Annotated in this window: 18 protein-coding genes; 4 read left to right on the top strand and 14 right to left on the bottom strand. The window is 47.4% G+C overall.

Annotation, left to right across the window (positions count from 1 at the left end; genetic code table 11):
• Positions 1-130: 130 nt before the first annotated feature.
• On the bottom strand, positions 131-1360 hold the full coding sequence (locus J8Z25_RS02950; RefSeq protein ID WP_250661662.1) for a type II toxin-antitoxin system HipA family toxin: 1230 nt from the start codon (positions 1358-1360) through the stop codon (positions 131-133).
• Positions 1353-1664 carry a helix-turn-helix domain-containing protein gene (locus J8Z25_RS02945; RefSeq protein WP_250661661.1) on the bottom strand — a complete coding sequence of 104 codons (312 nt, stop codon included), beginning with the start codon at positions 1662-1664 and terminating at the stop codon, positions 1353-1355. Before J8Z25_RS02945 ends, J8Z25_RS02950 begins: the two co-directional genes overlap by 8 nt.
• Positions 1665-1988: 324 nt before the next feature.
• On the opposite strand from J8Z25_RS02945, the gene J8Z25_RS02940 reads away from it, so the two are divergent.
• The 4 genes from J8Z25_RS02940 (at position 1989) to J8Z25_RS02925 (ending at position 6308) form a co-directional block, all read left to right on the top strand.
• On the top strand, positions 1989-2291 hold the full coding sequence (locus J8Z25_RS02940; protein ID WP_250661660.1) for a type II toxin-antitoxin system HigB family toxin: 303 nt from the start codon (positions 1989-1991) through the stop codon (positions 2289-2291).
• A 31-nt stretch (positions 2292-2322) separates the two neighbouring features.
• On the top strand, positions 2323-2694 hold the full coding sequence (locus J8Z25_RS02935; protein WP_000354815.1) for a helix-turn-helix domain-containing protein: 372 nt from the start codon (positions 2323-2325) through the stop codon (positions 2692-2694).
• Positions 2695-2719: 25 nt separating this feature from the next.
• Positions 2720-5128 carry a TOTE conflict system archaeo-eukaryotic primase domain-containing protein gene (locus tag J8Z25_RS02930; RefSeq protein WP_250661659.1) on the top strand — a complete coding sequence of 803 codons (2409 nt, stop codon included), beginning with the start codon at positions 2720-2722 and terminating at the stop codon, positions 5126-5128.
• A gap of 469 nt (positions 5129-5597) precedes the next feature.
• Positions 5598-6308, top strand: a complete 711-nt coding sequence (locus J8Z25_RS02925; protein WP_250661658.1) for a hypothetical protein — start codon at positions 5598-5600, stop codon at positions 6306-6308.
• A gap of 215 nt (positions 6309-6523) precedes the next feature.
• Here J8Z25_RS02925 and J8Z25_RS02920 read toward each other — a convergent pair whose 3' ends face one another.
• From J8Z25_RS02920 to J8Z25_RS02865, 12 genes are all read right to left on the bottom strand, one after another.
• On the bottom strand, positions 6524-7486 hold the full coding sequence (locus J8Z25_RS02920) for a reverse transcriptase family protein (protein ID WP_250661657.1): 963 nt from the start codon (positions 7484-7486) through the stop codon (positions 6524-6526).
• 157 nt (positions 7487-7643) lie between these two features.
• On the bottom strand, positions 7644-8381 hold the full coding sequence (locus tag J8Z25_RS02915; protein ID WP_250661656.1) for a hypothetical protein: 738 nt from the start codon (positions 8379-8381) through the stop codon (positions 7644-7646).
• Entirely contained in the window at positions 8374-8874 is a 501-nt protein-coding gene (locus J8Z25_RS02910) for a hypothetical protein (protein WP_250661655.1), read from the bottom strand. The genes J8Z25_RS02915 and J8Z25_RS02910 overlap by 8 nt, the downstream gene beginning before the upstream one ends.
• Positions 8874-11936: a type I restriction endonuclease subunit R gene (locus J8Z25_RS02905; RefSeq protein WP_250661654.1), complete on the bottom strand. Its 3063-nt coding sequence runs from the start codon at positions 11934-11936 to the stop codon at positions 8874-8876. The genes J8Z25_RS02910 and J8Z25_RS02905 overlap by 1 nt, the downstream gene beginning before the upstream one ends.
• Before the next feature lie 4 nt (positions 11937-11940).
• Positions 11941-13089, bottom strand: coding sequence for a restriction endonuclease subunit S domain-containing protein (locus J8Z25_RS02900; RefSeq protein ID WP_250661653.1), 1149 nt, complete (start codon positions 13087-13089; stop codon positions 11941-11943).
• A complete protein-coding gene (locus tag J8Z25_RS02895; protein WP_250661652.1) occupies positions 13079-14575 on the bottom strand; it encodes a type I restriction-modification system subunit M in 1497 nt (498 codons plus the stop codon). The genes J8Z25_RS02900 and J8Z25_RS02895 overlap by 11 nt, the downstream gene beginning before the upstream one ends.
• Positions 14572-16038, bottom strand: coding sequence for an RNA/DNA-binding domain-containing protein (locus J8Z25_RS02890; RefSeq protein WP_250661651.1), 1467 nt, complete (start codon positions 16036-16038; stop codon positions 14572-14574). The genes J8Z25_RS02895 and J8Z25_RS02890 overlap by 4 nt, the downstream gene beginning before the upstream one ends.
• Entirely contained in the window at positions 16031-16660 is a 630-nt protein-coding gene (locus J8Z25_RS02885) for a DUF4062 domain-containing protein (RefSeq protein ID WP_250661650.1), read from the bottom strand. The genes J8Z25_RS02890 and J8Z25_RS02885 overlap by 8 nt, the downstream gene beginning before the upstream one ends.
• Positions 16657-18156 (bottom strand): type I restriction-modification system subunit M, encoded by a 1500-nt coding sequence (locus J8Z25_RS02880; protein WP_250661649.1) that lies wholly within the window; start codon positions 18154-18156, stop codon positions 16657-16659. The genes J8Z25_RS02885 and J8Z25_RS02880 overlap by 4 nt, the downstream gene beginning before the upstream one ends.
• Positions 18153-18383 carry a helix-turn-helix domain-containing protein gene (locus J8Z25_RS02875; protein ID WP_000617363.1) on the bottom strand — a complete coding sequence of 77 codons (231 nt, stop codon included), beginning with the start codon at positions 18381-18383 and terminating at the stop codon, positions 18153-18155. Before J8Z25_RS02875 ends, J8Z25_RS02880 begins: the two co-directional genes overlap by 4 nt.
• 272 nt (positions 18384-18655) lie before the next feature.
• Entirely contained in the window at positions 18656-20398 is a 1743-nt protein-coding gene (locus J8Z25_RS02870) for a DUF927 domain-containing protein (protein ID WP_250661648.1), read from the bottom strand.
• Positions 20385-20627, bottom strand: a complete 243-nt coding sequence (locus J8Z25_RS02865) for a helix-turn-helix transcriptional regulator (RefSeq protein ID WP_228209230.1) — start codon at positions 20625-20627, stop codon at positions 20385-20387. The genes J8Z25_RS02870 and J8Z25_RS02865 overlap by 14 nt, the downstream gene beginning before the upstream one ends.
• Positions 20628-20754 lie beyond the last annotated feature (127 nt).

Here is a 20754-nt window from a genome sequence, read left to right as displayed (position 1 = left end):
ATAAGAGGAAATTACACTGCCCCAAGGAATGGGGCAATTGGGGCTTGGATTAACAAAACAAGCCACCAAACATAATCTTTAAACCAATATGACCGACGCCTCTGCATTTCTGTACGCGTCGGTTCTCATTTTAGCGTAGCGGTATGCTTCGCAAATGTGTTTCGATTGCTTCAATCATCGACTTGGTAAGTGGTAAATGCGCTTTTTCTTTCGCCCAGATTTCATGAAAGCCTGCCACGGTTTGCTTGGCAGTATCTAACACCAATTTTTCTGGCAGCATGGCTTTAGCCGCCAAGTGTGACAGCTCATCCAGCGTGAAATCACTGAATTTCTTGCTACGGCTCACCTTCAGCGACGCACTATCATCGGGGATATAAGGAATGGTCGAGACAAAGTCATAAGCAGGTGCAATCGATGCTGCGCGCTTGTCTTTGTAAATCACAGACCAATTCTTCAGATGCATATCCGCATTGCCAATTAGGGTATTGAACACCAATCGACGCGTAAATTCTGCAATGTCTTCGTCTTGACCTTCGATGCCGATAACCTGAGCAATATTGCGCATACTGGCTTTTTTGTATTTATCTTGAGGATAGACGCCAAACACTTGCGCAAAATCTTCAATATGTACGGCTTGATCACCTGCACGATCAAAGCGCTTGATCACAAACGCCTGAGCATTTTTAAAAGCATCGCCAAATTTACCAATACCATCTGGGATATTAGCAATCTGGTTAATCGGGAGTAGCTGCGTTTCTGGCACATCCATCCCCAACATGCGAGCCAATTCCATCATCGAATATTCATTTTCTGGCACAGCGTCAAAGCGAGACGATGGCAATTTCACAATCCAAGAGCCACCTTGACCGGTTGCTGGAATAGTCAAACCACCGTTTGCCTGTTGTACAGCTGAAAACTTCAACTGTACACCCGCTAATGAAAAACGCATTGGAACATCTATTTTCGTTTCATCGTCAATGTCTTGATGCACATTAGGCGGCAGCGCTTCGCCATCAGCAGGTTCAACCGTGATCGCACCTGCTAAATCTTGTCCTAACACCCACAATAGAAAAAATTCTCGTGCGGGGTTCACTCCGGCACGCTCTGCCAGGTAATGACGCATGGTTTCTTCTGGCAAAAGGTTAGAGAAAAACGGAGTTAACTTGGTTTGGGTCGGTTTAAAGTTAGTCAGCAAGCCACCCAGTGCATCTTTAAAACCCAGCCCTAACACAGGCCGTGAGTCGTCATAAATGTACGAATCCATAAAGGCAAAAAGCGTTCTGTCATTGCCCACGTTGGTGACCGTTGCTATGGGTTCGCCATAGAGCAACACGTTGAGCGTAGAAACATGATTAGTCATCGTCGTCTTCCTCTAACTGATATGCGGGCGACATTGCCTCACCTTCATCGCTGATCCCTTGGCTGCTTCGAATGATCGACTTGATGGCAGGAACTGACTTTTTAGGCGCAACCAATAGCTCTAGGTCGAGTACACGGGCAAGTGCAATTAAACTGGATATTCTTAAATCAACGCCGCCAGACTCGATTTTCGAAATATGACTTTGCGGCACCCCCGAACGCGCGCTTAACTCTCTTTGGCTAAACCCCTTGCGTACCCGAGCTTCTCGAAGACTTTCTAGTATCTGCTCTGTTACATAGCTCATTTCGATACGCCTTAATGAATCAATTAGGAATAATTATATACAAAAACATATCACCGTAATCCCACAAACACAAGAATGATTAGCTATTATGTATCACCAAGTACTTTATGATATACAATCATAGATAAACCGTAACGCGCGCGCTCACTTACTGTGGGCAGTTGGGACAATGGGGCAACACCAGATATGCCAAGCTTTATAGGGTGAATAAGAGGAATTTGAACCGCCCCAAGGAATGGGGCAATTGGGGATGCGGTAAAAACTCCTAACCGCATCAAAAATGCCAAACTTGCAAAAGTCCCAAATTGGGACTAACATCTGTTTATGAGAATTATCGCATTATCAACCTTAAAAACATTTTGGGAAGACAGCCCAGAATACATTGACGCGAAAGAGCCAACTTTAGCGTGGTATAGGCATGCATTAAACGCTGATTGGGGATCACCGGCGGATGTGAAACAGGACTTTAGAAATGCCAGCATCCTCAAAGATGGGCGTGTCGTGTTTAACATTGCCGGTAATAAATACCGGATAGTCGTTTGGATCAATTATGCCTACAAAGTGGTTTACATACGGTTTATAGGTAGCCATGCACAATACGACAGAATTGATGTGCAAACGATTTGAAGCCAAAAGGTAGTAACAAGAGGTATATATAATGGACATCAGACCTATTAAAACAGATGCCGACTACCGCGCGGCATTAAACGACATCGAAAACCTAATGATGGCGGAGCCTGATACCGTCGAAGGCGAAAAGCTGGACATTTTGGTTACGTTAGTCGAGGCCTACGAAGCAAAGCATTTTCCAATGGATTTGCCAGACCCTGTTGAGGCAATAAAGTTTGAGATGGAGCGCAAAGGCTTAACGGTTAAAGATCTTGAACCCATGATAGGTAAAAGCAATCGTGTTTATGAAATCCTAAACCATAAGCGATCACTCACGCTAAAAATGATTTGGAAACTTCATGAAGGGCTAGGTATTCCAGCAGAGTCGCTCATCAAACCGCCGCAAGTTCGCGCTTCATAGCGCTGCGCATAAAAATTATGTTGTCATGAATGACGCTCGCTACCCAAACATTTCTGCTATTGATAACAGGCTAGCTGAGCTTGAAAACGAAAAGCAGCAGCTTCTCGCATTAAGAGAGGCTTTGCGTAGCGCTCAAAACGAGCGTTCAGTACAGACATTCACGCCAGAACAAAAGGTCGCCCTATTCAGACAACGATTTCGTGGGCGAGAGGATATCTTCGCCAATCGTTGGCAAAACCAACAGGGCCGCAGTGGCTATTCCGTAGCCTGTGATAATGAATGGGTAAACGGGGTATGCAACAAACCCCGAATTAAATGCCAAGACTGTTCACACCGAAAGTTTAGCAAGTTAAGCGAGCACATTATTTATAGGCACCTTGCCGGTCAACAAGTGGTGGGGCTGTATCCCTTACTGAGAGATAATTCGTGCTATTTGTTAGCCGCCGATTTTGACAAAGGCTGTTGGCAAGAAGAAGTCAAAGCAATGTCTAAAGCGTGCCAAGCGTTTGATATTCCCCACGCGATAGAAATCTCGCGCTCTGGCAACGGGGCACACTTATGGATCTTTTTTGACACCAATATCCCCGCTAACCAGGCTCGGGCACTGGGTTTCGCTTTGCTTGATAAAGCCATGGAAATATTTCCAAATCTTTCGTTTGACTCCTATGACAGGCTATTTCCTAACCAAGATGCCCTTCCTGAAGGCGGTTTTGGTAATCTCATTGCGCTACCACTTCAAAAGGAAGCTCGCCTTTCAGGCCGTAGTTGCTTTGTTGACAGTGACCTGAATGCGATTGACGATCAATGGCGGTATCTTGCAGATCTTAAAACGCTCACGCAATCGAGTATTGATCAACTCATAACAACCATTACACCCGATACCCTATTACTGTCCGAACAAGGGCTAACAGATAACCGCCCACCTTGGGAAATCACAGCCAAAGCCGCACCAATAAAATTAGAGTCTTTGCCAAAAAACGTGACTATTACCTTGGCCAACCATATCTACTTTTTGATGAGCGAGTTACCTGGACCACTACTGGCAGGACTAAAGCGATTAGCTAGTTTTTCTAATCCTGTGTTTTTTAAAACACAAGCTTTGCGCTTTTCAACCCATGGCATTCCGAGGTTTATTTCCTGTGCTCGTATTGAAAACGGTTATCTAGCACTACCGCGAGGCTGTCTCGATGACGCGATTGCTTTGCTACAAGAGCACAATATTTCGCCACTGTTTGACGATAAGCGTGAAACCGGCAAACCATTATTAAAACTTACCCCTGAGTTCACTTTGCGAAAAAACCAGCGTGACGCAGTGGCCTCAATAACTAAACACGACTTCGGTATTTTGCATGCGCCGACTGCATTTGGAAAAACGGTTACTGCCATTGGCATGATCGTAAAACGCAAAGTAAATACCCTCATACTGGTTCATAGCCGACAACTGCTTGAACAGTGGCAAGAGCGATTACGCACGTTCCTAACCGACGTAAACATTGGCAGTATAGGCGGGGGTAAAAGAAAGCCGAGTGGCATTATCGACATTGCCACCTACCAAAGCTTGGTTAATAAAAAAGACAACTCCATCACGCCTCTCATTCAAGACTACGGCCACATTATTGTTGATGAATGCCACCATCTGTCTGCGCCAAGGTTTGAAATGGTACTCAACGAGGTAAGAGCAAAATATGTATTGGGCCTAACAGCAACGCCAGAGCGACAAGATGGCCATCAAAAGATCATTTTTATGGCGGCAGGGCCAATTCGCTACAAAGTGAAACAAAGCCCTGATGAGCAATTTACTCAAACCGTGATGATTCATCAGCTCTACGATATACCGCCAGCTGCGCTAATAAAAACAGATGAGCGCCCAAAAATAAGCGATGCCTACCGCTGGCTCGTCGATAACCAACAGCGCACGTCAAAAATCGTCTCAGACGCCTCTCAGTGTGTTCAAAATGGCGGACATCCGTTAGTCCTTACAGAGCGTAGAGAGCACGCAGAGTACATACACTCACGACTTACCGAGATGGGTATAAGCACTGTCGTACTTAAAGGCGCCATGAAAGCTGCGGAACGCAAGAACGCTGACAATCATCTTCAATCGGCTCAAGTTGTCGTCGCAACAGGAAAATATGTAGGCGAAGGATTTGGCCTGCCAAGACTGGATACGTTGTTTTTGGCTATGCCAATCGCATGGAAAGGTACATTGGCTCAATATGCCGGTCGTATTCATCGTGAATCGGAAGGCAAAACACAAGTCACCATTCACGACTATGTAGACTGCGCCCTCCCTATGCTGCAACGCATGTTTAAAAAACGCGAGAAAAGCTACAAGGCTATGGGGTACGCCCTTGAGTACTGTGATGGTAACAGTGACAAGCAACCTTCATTAAAGCTGGAAGACATCTCTTCATCAAATACCAAGCCAAAATAAACAGCAGCACTTCATTAAACACTTCCCCATGCCTTTATACCCATACGCCAAAACCACTATCCGTTTGGCTTTTGGATCGAAACGCCAAACAGGGAAATTAGCCCATTTACTGTTTGGCGTCTCGATTGAAGTCCAAAGCCGGCAGGCCTTGCCATTACTGGTTCAAAGCAAGGTTTGGCACTTTTTGCACCCTAAACAAACCTCGGCATCAAAGTACAAACCGTTTGATTTTTTAAACCCAAAATGCAAACGATCGTTTGGCGTCTCGATTTTTTTGCACTAGCCAAATGCCGCCAAACTGCGCTGTATTGGACTATGTATATCAAACAGTTAGCCGCGCACAGGTCATAATAAAAAACTGATTTGACTGGTTAGTTTGATGGCCATTTCTTTCATCTAATTCACCACCGCGTCTGCACCCGACGACTGAAAATAGACGGCATGAAAAACCAATAAGGTGATAAGTGACGTGTTATGGGCAAGTGGTAACGATTGGGATAGAGAATGGATACAGCAGGTGGTCGCGTTACTGGTTGGAAATGCCGCGTTTACCCTCTACCCAGCATTAAGCCAGTGCGATAATGCAGCCGAACGCTTAACCCGCTGGCTGACCTATCAGTTACCGCGTGTTAAACAAGCGCACCCAGGCTGCCCCATTCACCAATGGCTGAATAGCATTGGTGCACAAGTGATCGTAGAAAAATGGCATAGCCCCGGGCAATGGCCAAACCTGTATTGGCTACCTTTACCTGAGGTTGATGGCCACGCGCAAGGCGGGCTGGTTGTGTTACCGGCACATTTGTTACCTACATATAGTGATGGCACGATTCAAACCAACACATTGCACGCAAACACACCGGCCAACGCCTGTATCTTTTGGTGCATTTCGCCTTTATCTAAAACAGGAAAGCGCGCTACCTTGCACCCCAAACAGCAAAACCGCGCCTTTTGCCTGCCCAGTTCGCCGGAGCAAATAGGAAAATCATGCACAGGGTTATTACTGAGAGGTTTGAAAAAAGACAACCGAAAACGAAACAGCAACATGATCAGCCACCAGATCAACCTAGCGCTGCTGCACCACCTTTGTGGGCCAGAGAATGATGTGTGGATAAAAGCGAGTTTTGGTACCCTCAATGATGAGGGTACCAACGAGTGTCAAATTGCCGCTCCAAAATCATAAGCCTGAAAAACGACACTACCCCTTAAAAACGAGTAACCCCTCGCGGGGCGCTGATCTAACGGGTAGCGGGAGGGGTGTTGTTGATGCGATTTTAATATCAAAAGCGCCAAATAGCTCGATATTTTTGGCTAGGCCGTTGTTTGTTAGGCTTTTACTCAGGCTACTGTTTGAACTATCCGGAATTTCCGGGCGTCACCTAGCAAAAATACGCTGAATTAATGATCATTTTTGCTTGCAATAAACTCCGCAAATCGCAGGTGCCCTTGCAACCTAGGTAGATCATCTTCAGATACTTTACCTTGAGCGACCATGTGGCGAAATGCTCGAATCTTATTTCTGTAACCTTTAGTTAGAGTGATTTTATCTTCTTTAACTAACAAACCATGAATTTTCAATCGCTGACCTTTTTCAGAGTCTGCAAAGTAGGTTTTATTCTTATTAAGTGAAAATGTCGTCCCTTCGAAGATAGCTTCTAGTTCAGTGGGAAGCGCCTCCTGAAATACGTCCTTTCCAGAGAAAACAATATCATCAGCATAACGAGTAACCTGCAAATCATATTGGTTCGCAAGTTCTTTCAATTGCTTGTCGATGTCTTTCATAACAATATTTGATAGAACGGGGCTAGCAGGCGAACCTTGCGCTAATTTAAAGTCAAGTGAGCTAATGTCAGCTAGTAGTTTTGCGGCATCTTTTGAATACCCTAGGCTTTCCAAAGCGTTAGATATTTGAAAGATTGAGATAGACGGAAAAAAGTCTTCAATATCTATAGAATAGACCCACTTAGCACCTTGATGAATTTTAGCTGCATCTGCAAATGACTTTCCTTTCACGAAACCACATACATGAGGTTCAAATGACACAGCATTACTTAAGTGTGTACCAAACCACTTTTGCACTACTTTTAGCGCTACTCTAGGCGAGTGGATTGTTCGAACTTTCTTACCCTGTTGGATCTTAAAGCTTCGATAAAACTTGTGCTGCTTTTTAGATAAGGCATAGACAAAATCAAGAGAATATCCAAACAACACCGCTAAACACGTTTCTGATACAACGGGAGGGAGGGACTTATCAACTAAGCTCTCGATTTGGTCGCTATTGTTCTCACGATGCTTCTCTGGAAGAGCATCTAGGAATTTACTTAGGGAGTTAAAGGAAACTAGGAGCGGCGCGGCATTCATGACACTGTACTTTTCAAAAAATTTACAACGATGGACAAACGTCCAGCCGGGCGAAGCACGGATGGACGTTTGTCCATCGGTGTTTCTGTGTCTAGCCTTCGCAAACGGGCATGATGCACACCCTCGCGACAATTCTCCGCCGCTCCGTTTTTGTATTTCACCATTTTCGTTTCCCTAAATCAAGCGCTCTCACTATGTCAGAACTGTTGCGGCTTGCTATTTGGGGCAGCAAATTCAGGCCTAGAGCTGTCATTACATAAGTTTCTGTATCACGTTCTCGAATAAGAAATTTTTTCTTAATCAACTTATCGAGTTGTTTATTTAACCCGTCTATTCGTAATGCCGGATAATCTTTAGACAAAAAGTCATATAGATTGTCCAGTTTTACTGGTTGAAACTTTTTGGTTGTTGTTAATATCTCGATTAATGATGGCAATTCAACTTCGTCCCATTGAAGTGCCTGTAACTCTATATGAGCAGGTGTTAGAACCGCCGTTAAAAAGGCTTCAACAGCTTCCTTTTTTGAATCATCTACAAACTCTGAAAGTACAATTGTCGCACTCACACGATGTGCATTTAAAAAAGAAATACGAGCGTCAGTGATGATGTCTGGAAAAGTGCTTTTCAGTAAAGCGACAAAGCCTTCACCGACTTTTATCAGACTATCCGCATCCAATAATACAATCTCAGTACTGGTGTCGAACTCTCTCTTTAACTTGCTCTGTAGGTTATCCAGCTGTTTTAGAGATACAAATCCCTTTTGCGCTTTATCACTGACCTTATCTTTCGGTACATACAGCACTAAAATCCCATCAGACGCACGTACAATGAAATCTGAAATACAGTATTCAGCTCGTATTCCGTCAAAGTTTGAGATCGCGGGTTGTTTAAGCAAGGCCTATCTCCTTCCAGATACGTTTTAGTCGAGCACAATGTCGGTCTGCTTGTTCGGGCCATTGGCGTGCAGTTGTTAACTTATGAGACTGCAAACATATAACATTTTTGTCCTTGATAGTTTTTATCTCAGGCTCGTAGTCAGCCAAAATCCGTGCATCATAAGCTTGTGTTAATAACTGTGCTAATTCACTTGCCGTTGTGCGCAACTCTGTAAGTAATCGACTTTCTTTCCCTGGAGTTATCAACCCATTCCGGCGTTGCTTAGTCAAAGCATGTTTGGCCGGCTTCTTTAAACTAGTGGTTAATAGCTCTGGGATATTCGCATGTTGTGTACCTTTCCAATTAGGTTGCATATATCCAAGCGTTTCTCTTGTGATAAGGAAAGCGGCATAGTAGTAACGGTTGAACGCACTTCGCCCCAACAAATCAGCGTTGTTAGGGTCTGCGTCGCTTAGCGCTAACCTTTCAAGTTCACTACCTACGTATTGCATCAATAATGCTCTTCTATATACCCATACGCCTTAGCGAACAGATCTTTATCTTTGCCCAAGCCAAACTGGGCCAATGTCACCAGCAGCGCCTTTTGGATTTCGCGCGGGCCGCTGTTGGAGTTTTGCCAGCCTTCAAACCGGGTGGCTTTTACGATCTTGTCGATCTGCTCAACCACATCGCCGATTAGCTTTGGTGTGGTTTCTGGGCGGGTTTCCAGGAAGAGTTTGGTTAAAGCCTGCTTGTTGTCCTCTTCGGTCACGACATGCTCGCCGGTTTCGCGCTCGGCTTGCACTGTGTCTTTAGCGGCATCTAACAGGCCTTTTAACCAGTCGATGGCTTTGATCACGCCAGACTCATAGTCTTGGCGCAGTTTTTCTAGGCGTTCACCTAACTCGACAAACTTAGGGTCGTTGCTGCCGCGCAGGCGGCCCATCAGATCAATTTCCAGGCGCTTGGCACGTTGTTCTTGTTCTTTGTCGGTCAGGGTGAAAATTGCGTGTTCATCCATGATCAGCTCGTCGATATCGTCGCGAATGCGATTGATGTCGGTGTGCTCGTGGATCATCTTGATGGTTTCAGGGCCAAGGGCCGCCCACACCAAAGCACCGGTTTGGCCGACTGGGCGCACTGATTCGTAAATCTGCGCCAGCCATTTGTAGTCTTTGCGATACGGGGCTAAGAAGGTGTCTGGGTTAATGGCCGACCATAGCTTGGCTAACACGCCAAAGCTGGCAGCAAACTCATCACGCTTTTCATTGGTTGGCAGGCACTCTTGCGCCGCCATGATGCCTTCGAAACCTTCTAAGGTGCGATCTACGCCCGGGAAGAAAGACAAACATTTTTCTAGCTGGGCGGGTAATAATTCTTTAAAGGCTTCAATGCCTTCTACCACGCCATCGATTTCTTCCGGGTTGTAGGCCAGCGCGGTGCGCAGGTTTTCAAACACGCCAAGGTAATCAATGATGAGGCCCATGTCTTTGCGCACATCGTCTGTTTCGTACAAGCGGTTAGTGCGGCACATGGCCTGTAGCAGCGTGTGGTCGCGCAGCGGTTTATCCAAGTACATGCAGTAGCAGATTGGCGCGTCAAAGCCAGTGAGCAGCTTGGCGGTAACGATGATTAGCTGCAACGGATGCTTGGGGTCTTTAAAGCTTTCGATTAAGTCTTTCTGGGTTTGGTCTTCGGCATCAATCTGCTGCCAACGCTCAAAATCTGCTTGTTTAATCGGCAGCTCTAAATCGTCGTGCCACTTACGCCAGTCTTTATTGAGTTTGTCTTTTTTACCGCCTTCTTCGGCTTTTACCGGTGCCTGGTCGACGTTCATCACCACTTCAACGGCATCAAAGCCGAGCTTTTCACCCAGCAAGTAGTACATCTGCACGCAGGCATCGCGGTCGTACACCACCACCATGCCTTTCATCTTTTTCGGCTTAACGTGGCTGGTAAAGTGTTCGGCAATATCATTGCTCACGGCGGCCATGCGTTTAGGCGCTTTGAGCATCACCGCTAATTTGCCCGCGCGTTTTGATAGTGCGGCTTTTTCTTCGTCGTCGAGATTATTGTCTTTGGCAAGCTGCTCAAATTCTTGGTTGATGGCATCACGGTCTACCCGTAGCTCCGCCAAACGGGGTTCAAACTTCACCGGGTTGGTAGCGCCATCGCGGATCGACTGCTTGTAGCTGTAGCGATTCATGTAGCGGCCAGGGTCTTCTTCGGCGCCAAATAACTTGAAGGTATTGCGGTCTATACCGGAAATCGGTGTACCGGTTAAACCATAAAAGTGCGCTTGTGGCAGGGCCCAGCGCATTTTTTCGCCCAAGCCACCTTCCTGCGTGCGGTGCGCTTCGTCCACCAACACAATAATGTTGTCGCGGCTGTTGAGGCCGTTGGGGTTGCTATCGTCTATCTCGACATCTTTAAACTTAAAGATGGTGGTAATCAATATGCCACGGCTGTCTTGTTCGATATGTTCGCCAAGCTTTTTGCAGCTTTGTACTTTGATAAGGTTTTTAACGTCGGCACCGCCAAAGGTTTCGTTGATTTGGCTATCCAGATCACGGCGGTCCACCACGATCAATACGGTGGGGTTTTTCAGGGCATTATCACTGCGCAGCATCTTGGCCGCGTAGAGCATCAATAACGACTTTCCCGAACCCTGGAAGTGCCAGATCAGGCCTTTCTTCGGGTAGCCTTTGCGCACACGGTCAACAATCTGCTTGGCCGCTTCAAACTGCGGGTAGCGCGGCAGAATTTTAATGCGCTTGGGTGGAGTGTTCTTACCGGTTTTCACCGTTGAAAACAGCGCGAAAGATTCCAGCAACTGCAATAAGGTTTGCGGGTTTAACAAACCCTCACAGCTATCCAGCACCGATGCCAAGCCGGGCAGAATATCATCGCGTAGGTCGGTATTGTGCCAAGGGCCCCAGTCTTTTACCCGGGCGTTGATGGCGCCATAAGCAAAGGTTTTGCCTTCACTGGCAAAACACAGCAGGTTGGGCACAAAGTAGGGTTCAACGTTTTTCCAGTAGTGCTTTTTACCGCCCATAAAATCGGCGGCGCCGTCTTGCCAGGTTACACTCGGGCGGGTAGCGGTTTTCACTTCGCCCACCACCAAGGGAATACCGTTCACATAGAGCACAATATCAAAATAGACTTCGGTGGCCGCGATATAGTGCACCTGCTGCGACACCACAAAGTGGTTGTTGTCGAGTTTGTCGAAATCAATCAGGTTGATGGTGATATGGTCGCCATTCTCACCAAAGGGCAAGGTCTTTTCGGCCATTAGCCATTCATGAAAGTTTTCATTGGCTTTTACCAAGCCGGTATGACGCGCTTCCAGCACCACGCCACGCAGCTTATAAATCACCTCATCCGCGTAATCTGGTTGCTTGGCGATATCGGGGTTTAACGAACACAACGCATCTTTCAGCCACTCATCTACGAAGATATCCTGCGCTTGTTTGGGCAGGCTCTCTCCATGGCAGTAAGTCCACTTTACACCGCTTATCCCTTTTAAGCGGTCGATAATTCCATTTTCTGTGACGGTTTGTTCGTTAAACATATAATTACTCCATTAACTCTCGAATCACATTTATTTTGACATCGTTCAAGTTACTCATTTTCTCATTAAGATGACTAACCGATAATCTGATATTGTCGAGTGTAGAAATATACTCATTCAAATTATCTTTCGGAATATCAATCTGTTGAGCTAATACATCACCGTCAGATACTGCTGGGTAGCTTGTGCCAGTAGCTAAGTTTGTTAATGAATGCGTAAATTGTTTACTTAATGTGGCATAAAATATCCATTTTCCATATTTACTTTCTTTTGGTGTCAATACTGAAAAACCCGTTGATGCCACTTTGCCGATTAATTCATCATCTACAAAAAATGATGCTCTGTGGTTAGGTCTTACTGTGCTAACACCTACATCATTTGCGCTTAGAACTCGTTGAGCTCGACTTGGTGCATCAATCCAACTCATGCTATTCAATTCGTTTACTTGACCAGGGAAGCTTACCGAAGAAATATCGACATAATCGAACGAAGTGGTGGAGTTTTTAATTGCTGCCACAGATTTGCAGTTAACTGACACCAAGTTTTTAAGCCTTGATCTACTAAAACCAGTTAACGGTGTTTCACTTCTATCGTTTGTTAAAAAACGATCAATCAAGCGCTGAAAGAGAATTTCTGCACTATTTTTTACAAATTCGACCTGTGCAAGCGTGCTTTCAATTGCTCTCAGTGTACCTAGGTATCTAACCTGCTCTTTATCTTGTAGCAGTCGCAATTCTAGTTTTGCCAACTCTGCAAACTTTGTTCTCGGCGATAACGAGCCTGATGAAGTTTTTACAGCATGATTCCACATCAAATCTGACTGTATAAGAAAGGGTAATAAATCATCTAAAAGTAAACTACTTTTTGGGCAAAGCACGATTATATCCCCAGAACAAATCCCATCAAACTCAGCAATCGCCGCCTTTTTTAAATAAGGACGGCGCTTGCCAAACAGGATATGCCCCTTCTTAAATACACGAGTAAAGCTCGGGTTGTCCTCGGCAATCATTCCCCAGCGTTTAATTTTTAGCGAGCCAGAATCCAAGTGTTCTAAGCCAATGTAACGCTCATAACCATCGGCAATCGGGTCTTTGGTAGTGAGCTTGACTTCGCGGCAAATATCACCAAATTTAACGGTTTGTTTATTTGTCATTGTTTTCTACCTCGTAACCTAACTGCGCGAGGCTTTGGAATAACTTATTGGACTGCTTTTTTAATTGCACCCGGCTGACCTTCCATGCCTCGATGGCATGCTCAATATCGAGCACTTCTCCATTGCTTTGTGCTTGCACATAGAGCGGAATAGACAGGTTGTAGAGATTTTCTTTGATGGTCTCGATGTCAACCAACGCTGTGATGTCGCTCTGCTTCTCAGGCTTAAAGTAAGCCTCACAAAGTACAGCTAAATCATCATCAGACAAACGACTATGGGCGCGCTCTCGGGTAACGTGCTCCACGCCATTGATAAACAGCACTTTGCTTTTGCGCTCGGCGGGTTTATTGCAATTAAGCACCACCACGCAGGATTCCATCGGCGAGTTGTAAAACAGGTTTGGTCCAAGGCCAATCACCGCTTCGATAATGTCGGACTCAATCACTTGTTTACGGATGCTTTGCTCGGAATCACGGAACAAAACACCGTGTGGCCAGAGCATGGCGGCGCGGCCGGTATCGGGTTTTAGGCTCTTGATGATATGGGTGTAAAACGCATAATCGGCGCAGCCTTGCGGTGGTACGCCGTAGAGGTTGCGGCCGTAAGGGTCGGCGGCAAACTTATCGCGGTTCCACTTTTTGATGGAATAAGGCGGGTTAGCGAATATCACATCAAACTGCTTGAGCTGGTCGTTTTCAATAAACTTGGGTTCCGCCAGGGTATCGCCGCGCAGCACATCGAACTCTTCAATGTCGTGCAGGAACATATTCATACGGGCTATCGCCGAGGTAAGTAGGTTCACTTCTTGCCCATACAAATGAACGCTGCGCCACTCTTCACCTCTTTCACGCAGATCCATCACCGCATTCAGCAACATACCGCCGGTGCCACAGGTAGGGTCATAAGCCGTTTCACCGGGCTTTAAGCCCATGATACGCGTCATCAAATGCACCACGGTGCGATTGGTATAAAACTCGGCGGCGGTGTGGCCGGAGTCGTCGGCGAATTTTTTGATCAGGTACTCGTAAGCCTCACCCAGATCATCCTGAGCGACCGACTTAATACCCAGCGGGATTTTACTGAAGTGCTCTATCAGATCCGACAGCAGGTGATCCGGCAAACGCTCTTTATTGGTCCACTGAGCATCACCAAACACGCCGTGTAAACGTGGGTTGTTGGCTTCTATTAGACGCAGCGCATTTTGAATAGCCTCACCAATGTTTTTACTGGTATGGCGCACCTTTTCCCAGCGGGCTTCCTTGGGAATATCAAAGCGGTGGAACATGGGCATGGCGGCGTATTCGGCATCGCCTTCATGGATCTCCAATGCTTCGGTGTATTCTTCTAAATACACATCCGACAGGCGCTTATAAAATAGCAGTGGGAAGATGTACTGCTTGTAGTCTGAGGCGTCGATCTGGCCGCGCAAAAACTCGGCGGCGCCCCAGAGTAAATCTTCTAATTTTTTCTTATTTAATGCGCTCATGATGTCTTCTTATCGCTTAGTTGCTGCTTTAGTTTTTGCTTTAGCTGCTGGCCAAGCGCGGTTAAACGGTATTTTTGGTTACGGCTGGTTGGCTTGTCTGGAATGGTCATTTCTACCAAGGCTGGGGTGATCTCCAGTGCCGGTTTTAAGTAGTGTTTACGAAAATGTTCGGCGTTTTTCAGTGCCATTAATGCCATTAATTCGTCGCGGCTGTGCTCTTGGCTCATCAGGCTGATCATCCGTGCGACTTCCGTGGTGGCTTCCGTGGTGACTTCCGTGGTGACTTCCGTGGTGACTTCCGTGGCGAACAGGGTCAAGGTCACGCCGGAGCTGCTGTCGGAGTGCCATTTTGGCGCAGGTAGGCCCGCTGCTTTACAAGCTTGTTGGATCACCACACTGCCGCGGCCGAGCTTTTCCATATAGCCTTGCAGATATAAGCCGTGGGCGATGTCGGGGTTACGCAGTACCGAGATATGGCCTTGCTGAATCTTGTGCTCGTCGATGCCTTGCGGAAACGCACCTGAGTTCCAAATTTTTAGGTGTACTGGGCTAACTTCAACCTTAACGCCCCCGGCAAAGTTGCTGTAGTCTCGGTGGGCAAAGGCATTGACAATGGCTTCGCGTACCGCTTGTTCTGGGTACATGGGGATGTCTTCGCGCTGGTTATTGGCGCTGCTAAAGCGTGCGCGCGATGGCGTATTACGCATCACAAAGCTAATAAGCTGCTCTATCACCTCGGCCATTGGGCCATCGAGGTGCTGTAAATCTTGATATTCGTCGTCGGCCTTATGGCGATAACACACCGCACGCACGCGGGCTTGCGGATGGCGTTTACCTGGCGCACTGGCCAGCAATACATCGGCGGCATTGGTTAAACGGCCGTATTTGGCCAAGGATAACAATTGCAACTGGTGCAGTAAGCCTTGTTCGGCTTGCGCGACTTCTTTGGGTATACGTTTGGCGGACAGCAACTTGTTACAAGCGCTGGCTGATAAACCTTGTTCGTCGAGTTCAGACGAAAACAAACGCTCCCAGCGGGTAGGTTCTACTTGCTTGCGCATAACCATGTCGCGGATGGTATCGACATCGGCTTTTTGGGTTTGCTCGCCAGCACGTATGTAGATGTCACTGTTAAAGGCGTAGGGGATGTCTTTGCCGGCCGGCACTTCAACCACTAATAGTTGTTTATTTTCGACTTGCTGTACTTCTACCGAAAACAGTACCGGCGGTTGAATGGTCGATTTAAGCTGGCTTTCGAGCTGTTCAGCTACTTGTTCAGCATGCTCTACACCCTTAATTTGGCCGTTATCATCGACTCCACATAGCAGGTATCCACCTTGGGTATTTAAAAAGGCGCAAACTTGCGGGCCGCAGTGTTTTAAGTCGCAGCTTGTAAGGTATTCAAGGGTTTGGTTTTCGCCCAGCGACAGTAGTTGCTTGAGTTGTGCGGCCGTTTTACTCATGGCTTGCTCCTACTGAGGCGCTCACTTGACTGACATTTTGAAAATGTTCTGTCAGGCGCTGCTCTACGTCTTGATAGCGAGAGAATTGCGCGACCACAAAAAGATTGGCGTCGTCGTCGCGATCGAACTTTTGTACCCAGTTGCCTTGGCGATCATCCAGTGGCAGTTGTTCCATGGTGGCGTCTTCGTATAAGTCGATCACCTTAATATTAGAAATGGACGCTGCGCCTTTGCCCAGTGTCAATTCTGAGCGCTGTTCTTGGGTTTTGTAACCCAAATCCATTAATAGACGGCGGGCAAATACAACTTGATCGTGCGCTAAAATCCAGCGAGGTTTATTGAGCTCAATGGCTTTTTTCATCTCTTTATGGGTAATGGACAGGCCAGTTGAATCAACGCCACTACCGTATTGTGGGGTAATGATGCCTAAAAATAGTTCGCATTTTTCTACCGCTTTTAAGCAGCTTTCAAAGGCGGTTTCGTTAGACGATACCGGTACTGTGCCTTTATGCGACATCCAAACTTCATAACCAAATGCTGTTAGTAGTGAATATACGCGGTCAAGCAGCTCTTCTACGCCATAAACGGTGGATGACACCATCACCGTGAGCTTTTTGCTCATAGTTCAAACCCTTCCTTGATTAGCAGTGCTTCCAGTTCATTTTCGGCTTGCTCCAGGGCGGCCAGTTTTTGTTGGAAGTCTTTTAGCGCTTCTTCCACTGTGATGGTTTCTTCTTCCAGTGGTTTTTGTACATAACGCGCGATATTGAGGTTGAAGTCGTTTTCTTCAATCTCGGCTAACGCCACCCAGCGCGCAACGCCTTCGATTTCTTCAGCTTTAGGACCTAAGGTTTCTTGCTGACGATAGATGTTAAAAATGTCGTCGGCTTGATCATTAGACAAGGTATTTTGCGCACGGCCTTTGGTGAAGATTTCTTCTGCATTGATGATCAGTACGTGATCTTGATGGTCGGCTGGACGTGATTTACGCAACACTAAAATACAGGCCGGAATACCTGTGCCATAAAACAGGTTTGACGCTACGCCGATGATGGCTTCGATGCGGTTTTCTTGCAGCAGCTTGGTGCGGATTGCGCCTTCGGCCCCACCACGAAATAGCACGCCATGGGGCAATACCACGGCCATGCGCCCTTGCTCGTTTAACGAGGCAAACATATGTTGCACCCAGGCAAAGTCACCGTTGGTTTTAGGCGCTAAACCATATTGTTTACGGCCATAAGGGTCGGCAGACCAGAGATCGTGCCCCCACTCTTTTAGGCTGAATGGCGGGTTGGCGATTACACAATCAAAGGTTTCTAAGCGATCATTCACCAAAAACTTCGGTTCGCGCAGCGTATCGCCACGAACGATATCGAAATCTTCCTGACCATGTAAAAACAGGTTCATGCGGGCAATGGCTTCGGTGGTGAGGTTCTTTTCCTGACCTTTGATTTTGAGCAGGCGTGGGTCGCCGCCGTTTTCTTTTACGTGATGGATGGTTTCAAGCAACATACCGCCCGTACCGCAGGCTGGGTCGTACACGCTTTCACCCGCTTGCGGGTCGAGGATGTTCACCATAAGGCGAACAATGGTGCGCGGGGTGTAGAATTCACCGGCTTTTTTGTTGGCCTTATCAGCAAAGCGTTTGATGAGGTATTCGTATGCCCGGCCCATATCATCGTCGCGAACAAACGCCACACCTAGATTTACTTTGTTGAAATGGTTGAGCAAGGTAGCTAAGAGTTCATCCGACAGGCGCTCTTTGTTGGTCCAACTGGCATCGCCGAATATGCCATGTAGCTTTGGGTTGGCTAGTTCAATACCGCGAAACGCATCTTTTAAGGCTTGGCCAATGTCTTTGGTTTCGGCAAAAACGTCTTTCCAGTGGCACTCTTGTGGAATTTGAATGCGGTGAAACATGTCGCCTTTAGCAAGCTCTTCATCACCCACTTGTTCCATGGCGTCGATAAATTCCTCGTCGTACACATCGCAAATGCGCTTAAAAAAGAGGATCGGGAAAATATAAGTTTTGTAGTCCGATGCATCGATAGGCCCGGTAATAATGTGGGCTGCATGCCAGAGATGTGCTTCGAGGTCTTTGATGTTAATTAGGGTCATTTTGTATTCTCATTCACAGCGGAGGCCGCAGGCGATTTCTCGAGTAGTTCGTGTATATCGCAGTTAAACAAATCGCACAGTTTATCTAATGCCTCTAAGTCCACCTTAAGCGCGGTTTCTTTGTAAAGTAGCGTGACGGTGGTACGGCTTAGGCCAGTTTCTCGCATCACGTCGCTAATGCGCATTTTTCTCTCACCCATTAATCGGGCTAGGTGGCAGCGGATCATGCTCTCTCCACGGTGTTTTCTTAACCATAAACTTGGGGATTTTTCACTGTTACTTACCCTACCACGATTATGATTATTCTCAACTTATTTGAGTTAAAACCAAATAATTGAGCGTATTTGTTATTCGTTCGGTGCTGGTTGTTGGTACGCTAGCGGTTCACGGGAATGCCTCTGGCGGTATTGTCTGTATTGGACTTCAAGCCTCGCTAGCTATTTATGTTGACTGGCGGTTCACTGCAAGGCGACAAGCCTACACAGGATTCATCGCCCCGTTAGTCATCCAAAATGCTGCCTTTAACACAGTACATGCGTGGGCGGGTGTTGTCGGGCAGGCTGACTTTGCGCTGTGGTCGGTTGCCATCGGGGATTAGGTAGCCTGCGGCCATTAGTGCTTTGGCGGCGCGATCTGGGCTGAGTCCTTCGGTAGCTTCACGCCAGCCGGTTGGGTAAAACAGGTAGAGGGTTTGTGGGCCTGTAGAATCAAGCCAACCCGCGCGTTGGCGTACTTGGCTGCTGTAACCGGTTTGTTTGGGCGTAAAACGGCTTTCACCATGTTGTTCAATAAAACTGCGTACCTGACGAATGGCTTGTTGGTCTTCATTGGCGGCCACACCACCGCGAGCAAGTATCCATTGGTTAAGCTGGCTTAAACAGGCGGCTTCGACACTTTGAGCTGGCCAATCAAGTACTTTTGCTTGAATGGCTAACAGGCCAGCGCTGGCCAGTAAGGCAAATTTTTCGGCGACTCGGCGCACTTGGCCGTCAGCCTCGGGAGGCAAGCTGGCTAAAAAGCGTTGGCGTACGTTTTGGAAAACGGGTCGCACCTGCGCGCTGTGCTGCGTTAAATACCGTAACCAGTCCAAGGCCAAGTAGCCGTAATGTTGGCGACTTTGCTGTTTTAGATGATCGGCTAAATCGGCGGCGTTCATACCGTGGCTATGGTTAAACACGCCCATTTGCGCTCCGGCATCGGCACTGAGATCAATCACGCGCACTTGCTGCCCCGCTTTTACGCGCTTGCCAATACTGGCAAGGTGGCTTTCGAGCGTCACTTCGCCAGTGGATAAAAACACCAAGCGCCAACGAGCGGGTAAGCGCATTTCACCGTATTTGCCTGCACGGGTTTTACCTTGGCCATTGGCAAGCATATAAGCGACATCGCCTGCCTCTTTTGGGTCAACTTCGCCCATTTCATCGAGCGCCAGTAAGGCATCGTTATGGGCTAACGCAGTGCCTTCTAAACCGTTGGCCGTGGCACGCCAACTGTGGCGTAGTTGATTAGGCTCGCCCCACACCGATAACGCCGGATACAACGCTGCGGTTTTACCAGTACTGCTGGCACCGTAGAGGTGTAAACCAAAACCATCCACCCCGCACAAATGCAATAAAGGTGCAGCCAGTGCAGCACAAACGCCAACAATTAATAGCGGGTTATCCAGACAATAACGGCCTACGTGCTGCCGCCAACTGTCGCTACTGCCTTGTTGAATAAAGCCTTCTATCGGGTGCATGGTTTGCAGCACCATGCGCGGGTTATTGCTGTGTTCGCTTGGGTAAAAGGTGAGGCGCGGATGCACATAAGCGTGATGATGCCAGCCAATGCAGTTCACGCTAATGGCCTTTTGCGTGGCCAGTTCGCCCATTTGTTGAATAAACAGCGAGAGCAACTGCCGCGCTTTGACACTGTTGCTTAGGCGCATGCCTCGGCTGAGTAGGATTCGGCGGTACTCGCTGCCGTCTCCGGCCAATAGTTCTGCGGGCATAGCCCAGTAGCGATGGCGATTGTCATCGTCTAACCAGTGCAATAAATAGCCGTAGTTGTCCCCTTGCGGATCGCGAGTACGAGCAGCTACTTGCAGCCAAGAACAGATTTTAACTGGGCTATCTTGCCCTGCTGGTTGCATCACCAGCCAGTTTTGCGCGTTATAGGCAAAACCAGCCGGTAATGTTGGCATGTTGTTATTCACCTCATTGGCAGGTAACGGGGTTGATGCTGATGGTTTATCCACGGCCATAAGCAGCACCGATACGGCGGGTTTCAATCCACTGGTCGATATCGCTTTCTAACCAGCCCACGGCACGCGCACCAATACGAATGGAACGTGGAAATTCACCGCTGGCCATCAGGGCATAAATGGTACTGCGGCCAAAGCCTGTTTTTGCCTTTACCTCGGGCAAGCGCAAAATCCGCTGCTGACGCGCTGGGTGTGTTGATGTGGTGGATAATTGTGTGGTTGGGTTCATCGTTTGCTTCCTCACTGATCTGTTAAGTTCAGTTCGGAGTTTGCCAGTACTAATCGGACGCAGTAGGCAGATAAATGCCCAGATCGTGCAGCTTTCTGAGGGTACAGGTCGCTACTTGCCCCAGAAT

This window comes from Pseudoalteromonas sp. SCSIO 43101, assembly GCF_023650775.1.
In the GTDB taxonomy this organism is placed as follows: Bacteria; Pseudomonadota; Gammaproteobacteria; order Enterobacterales; family Alteromonadaceae; genus Pseudoalteromonas; species Pseudoalteromonas apostichopi.
Note: the sequence above shows the minus strand (reverse complement) of the source record. Positions and strands in the feature narration are given on the sequence as shown.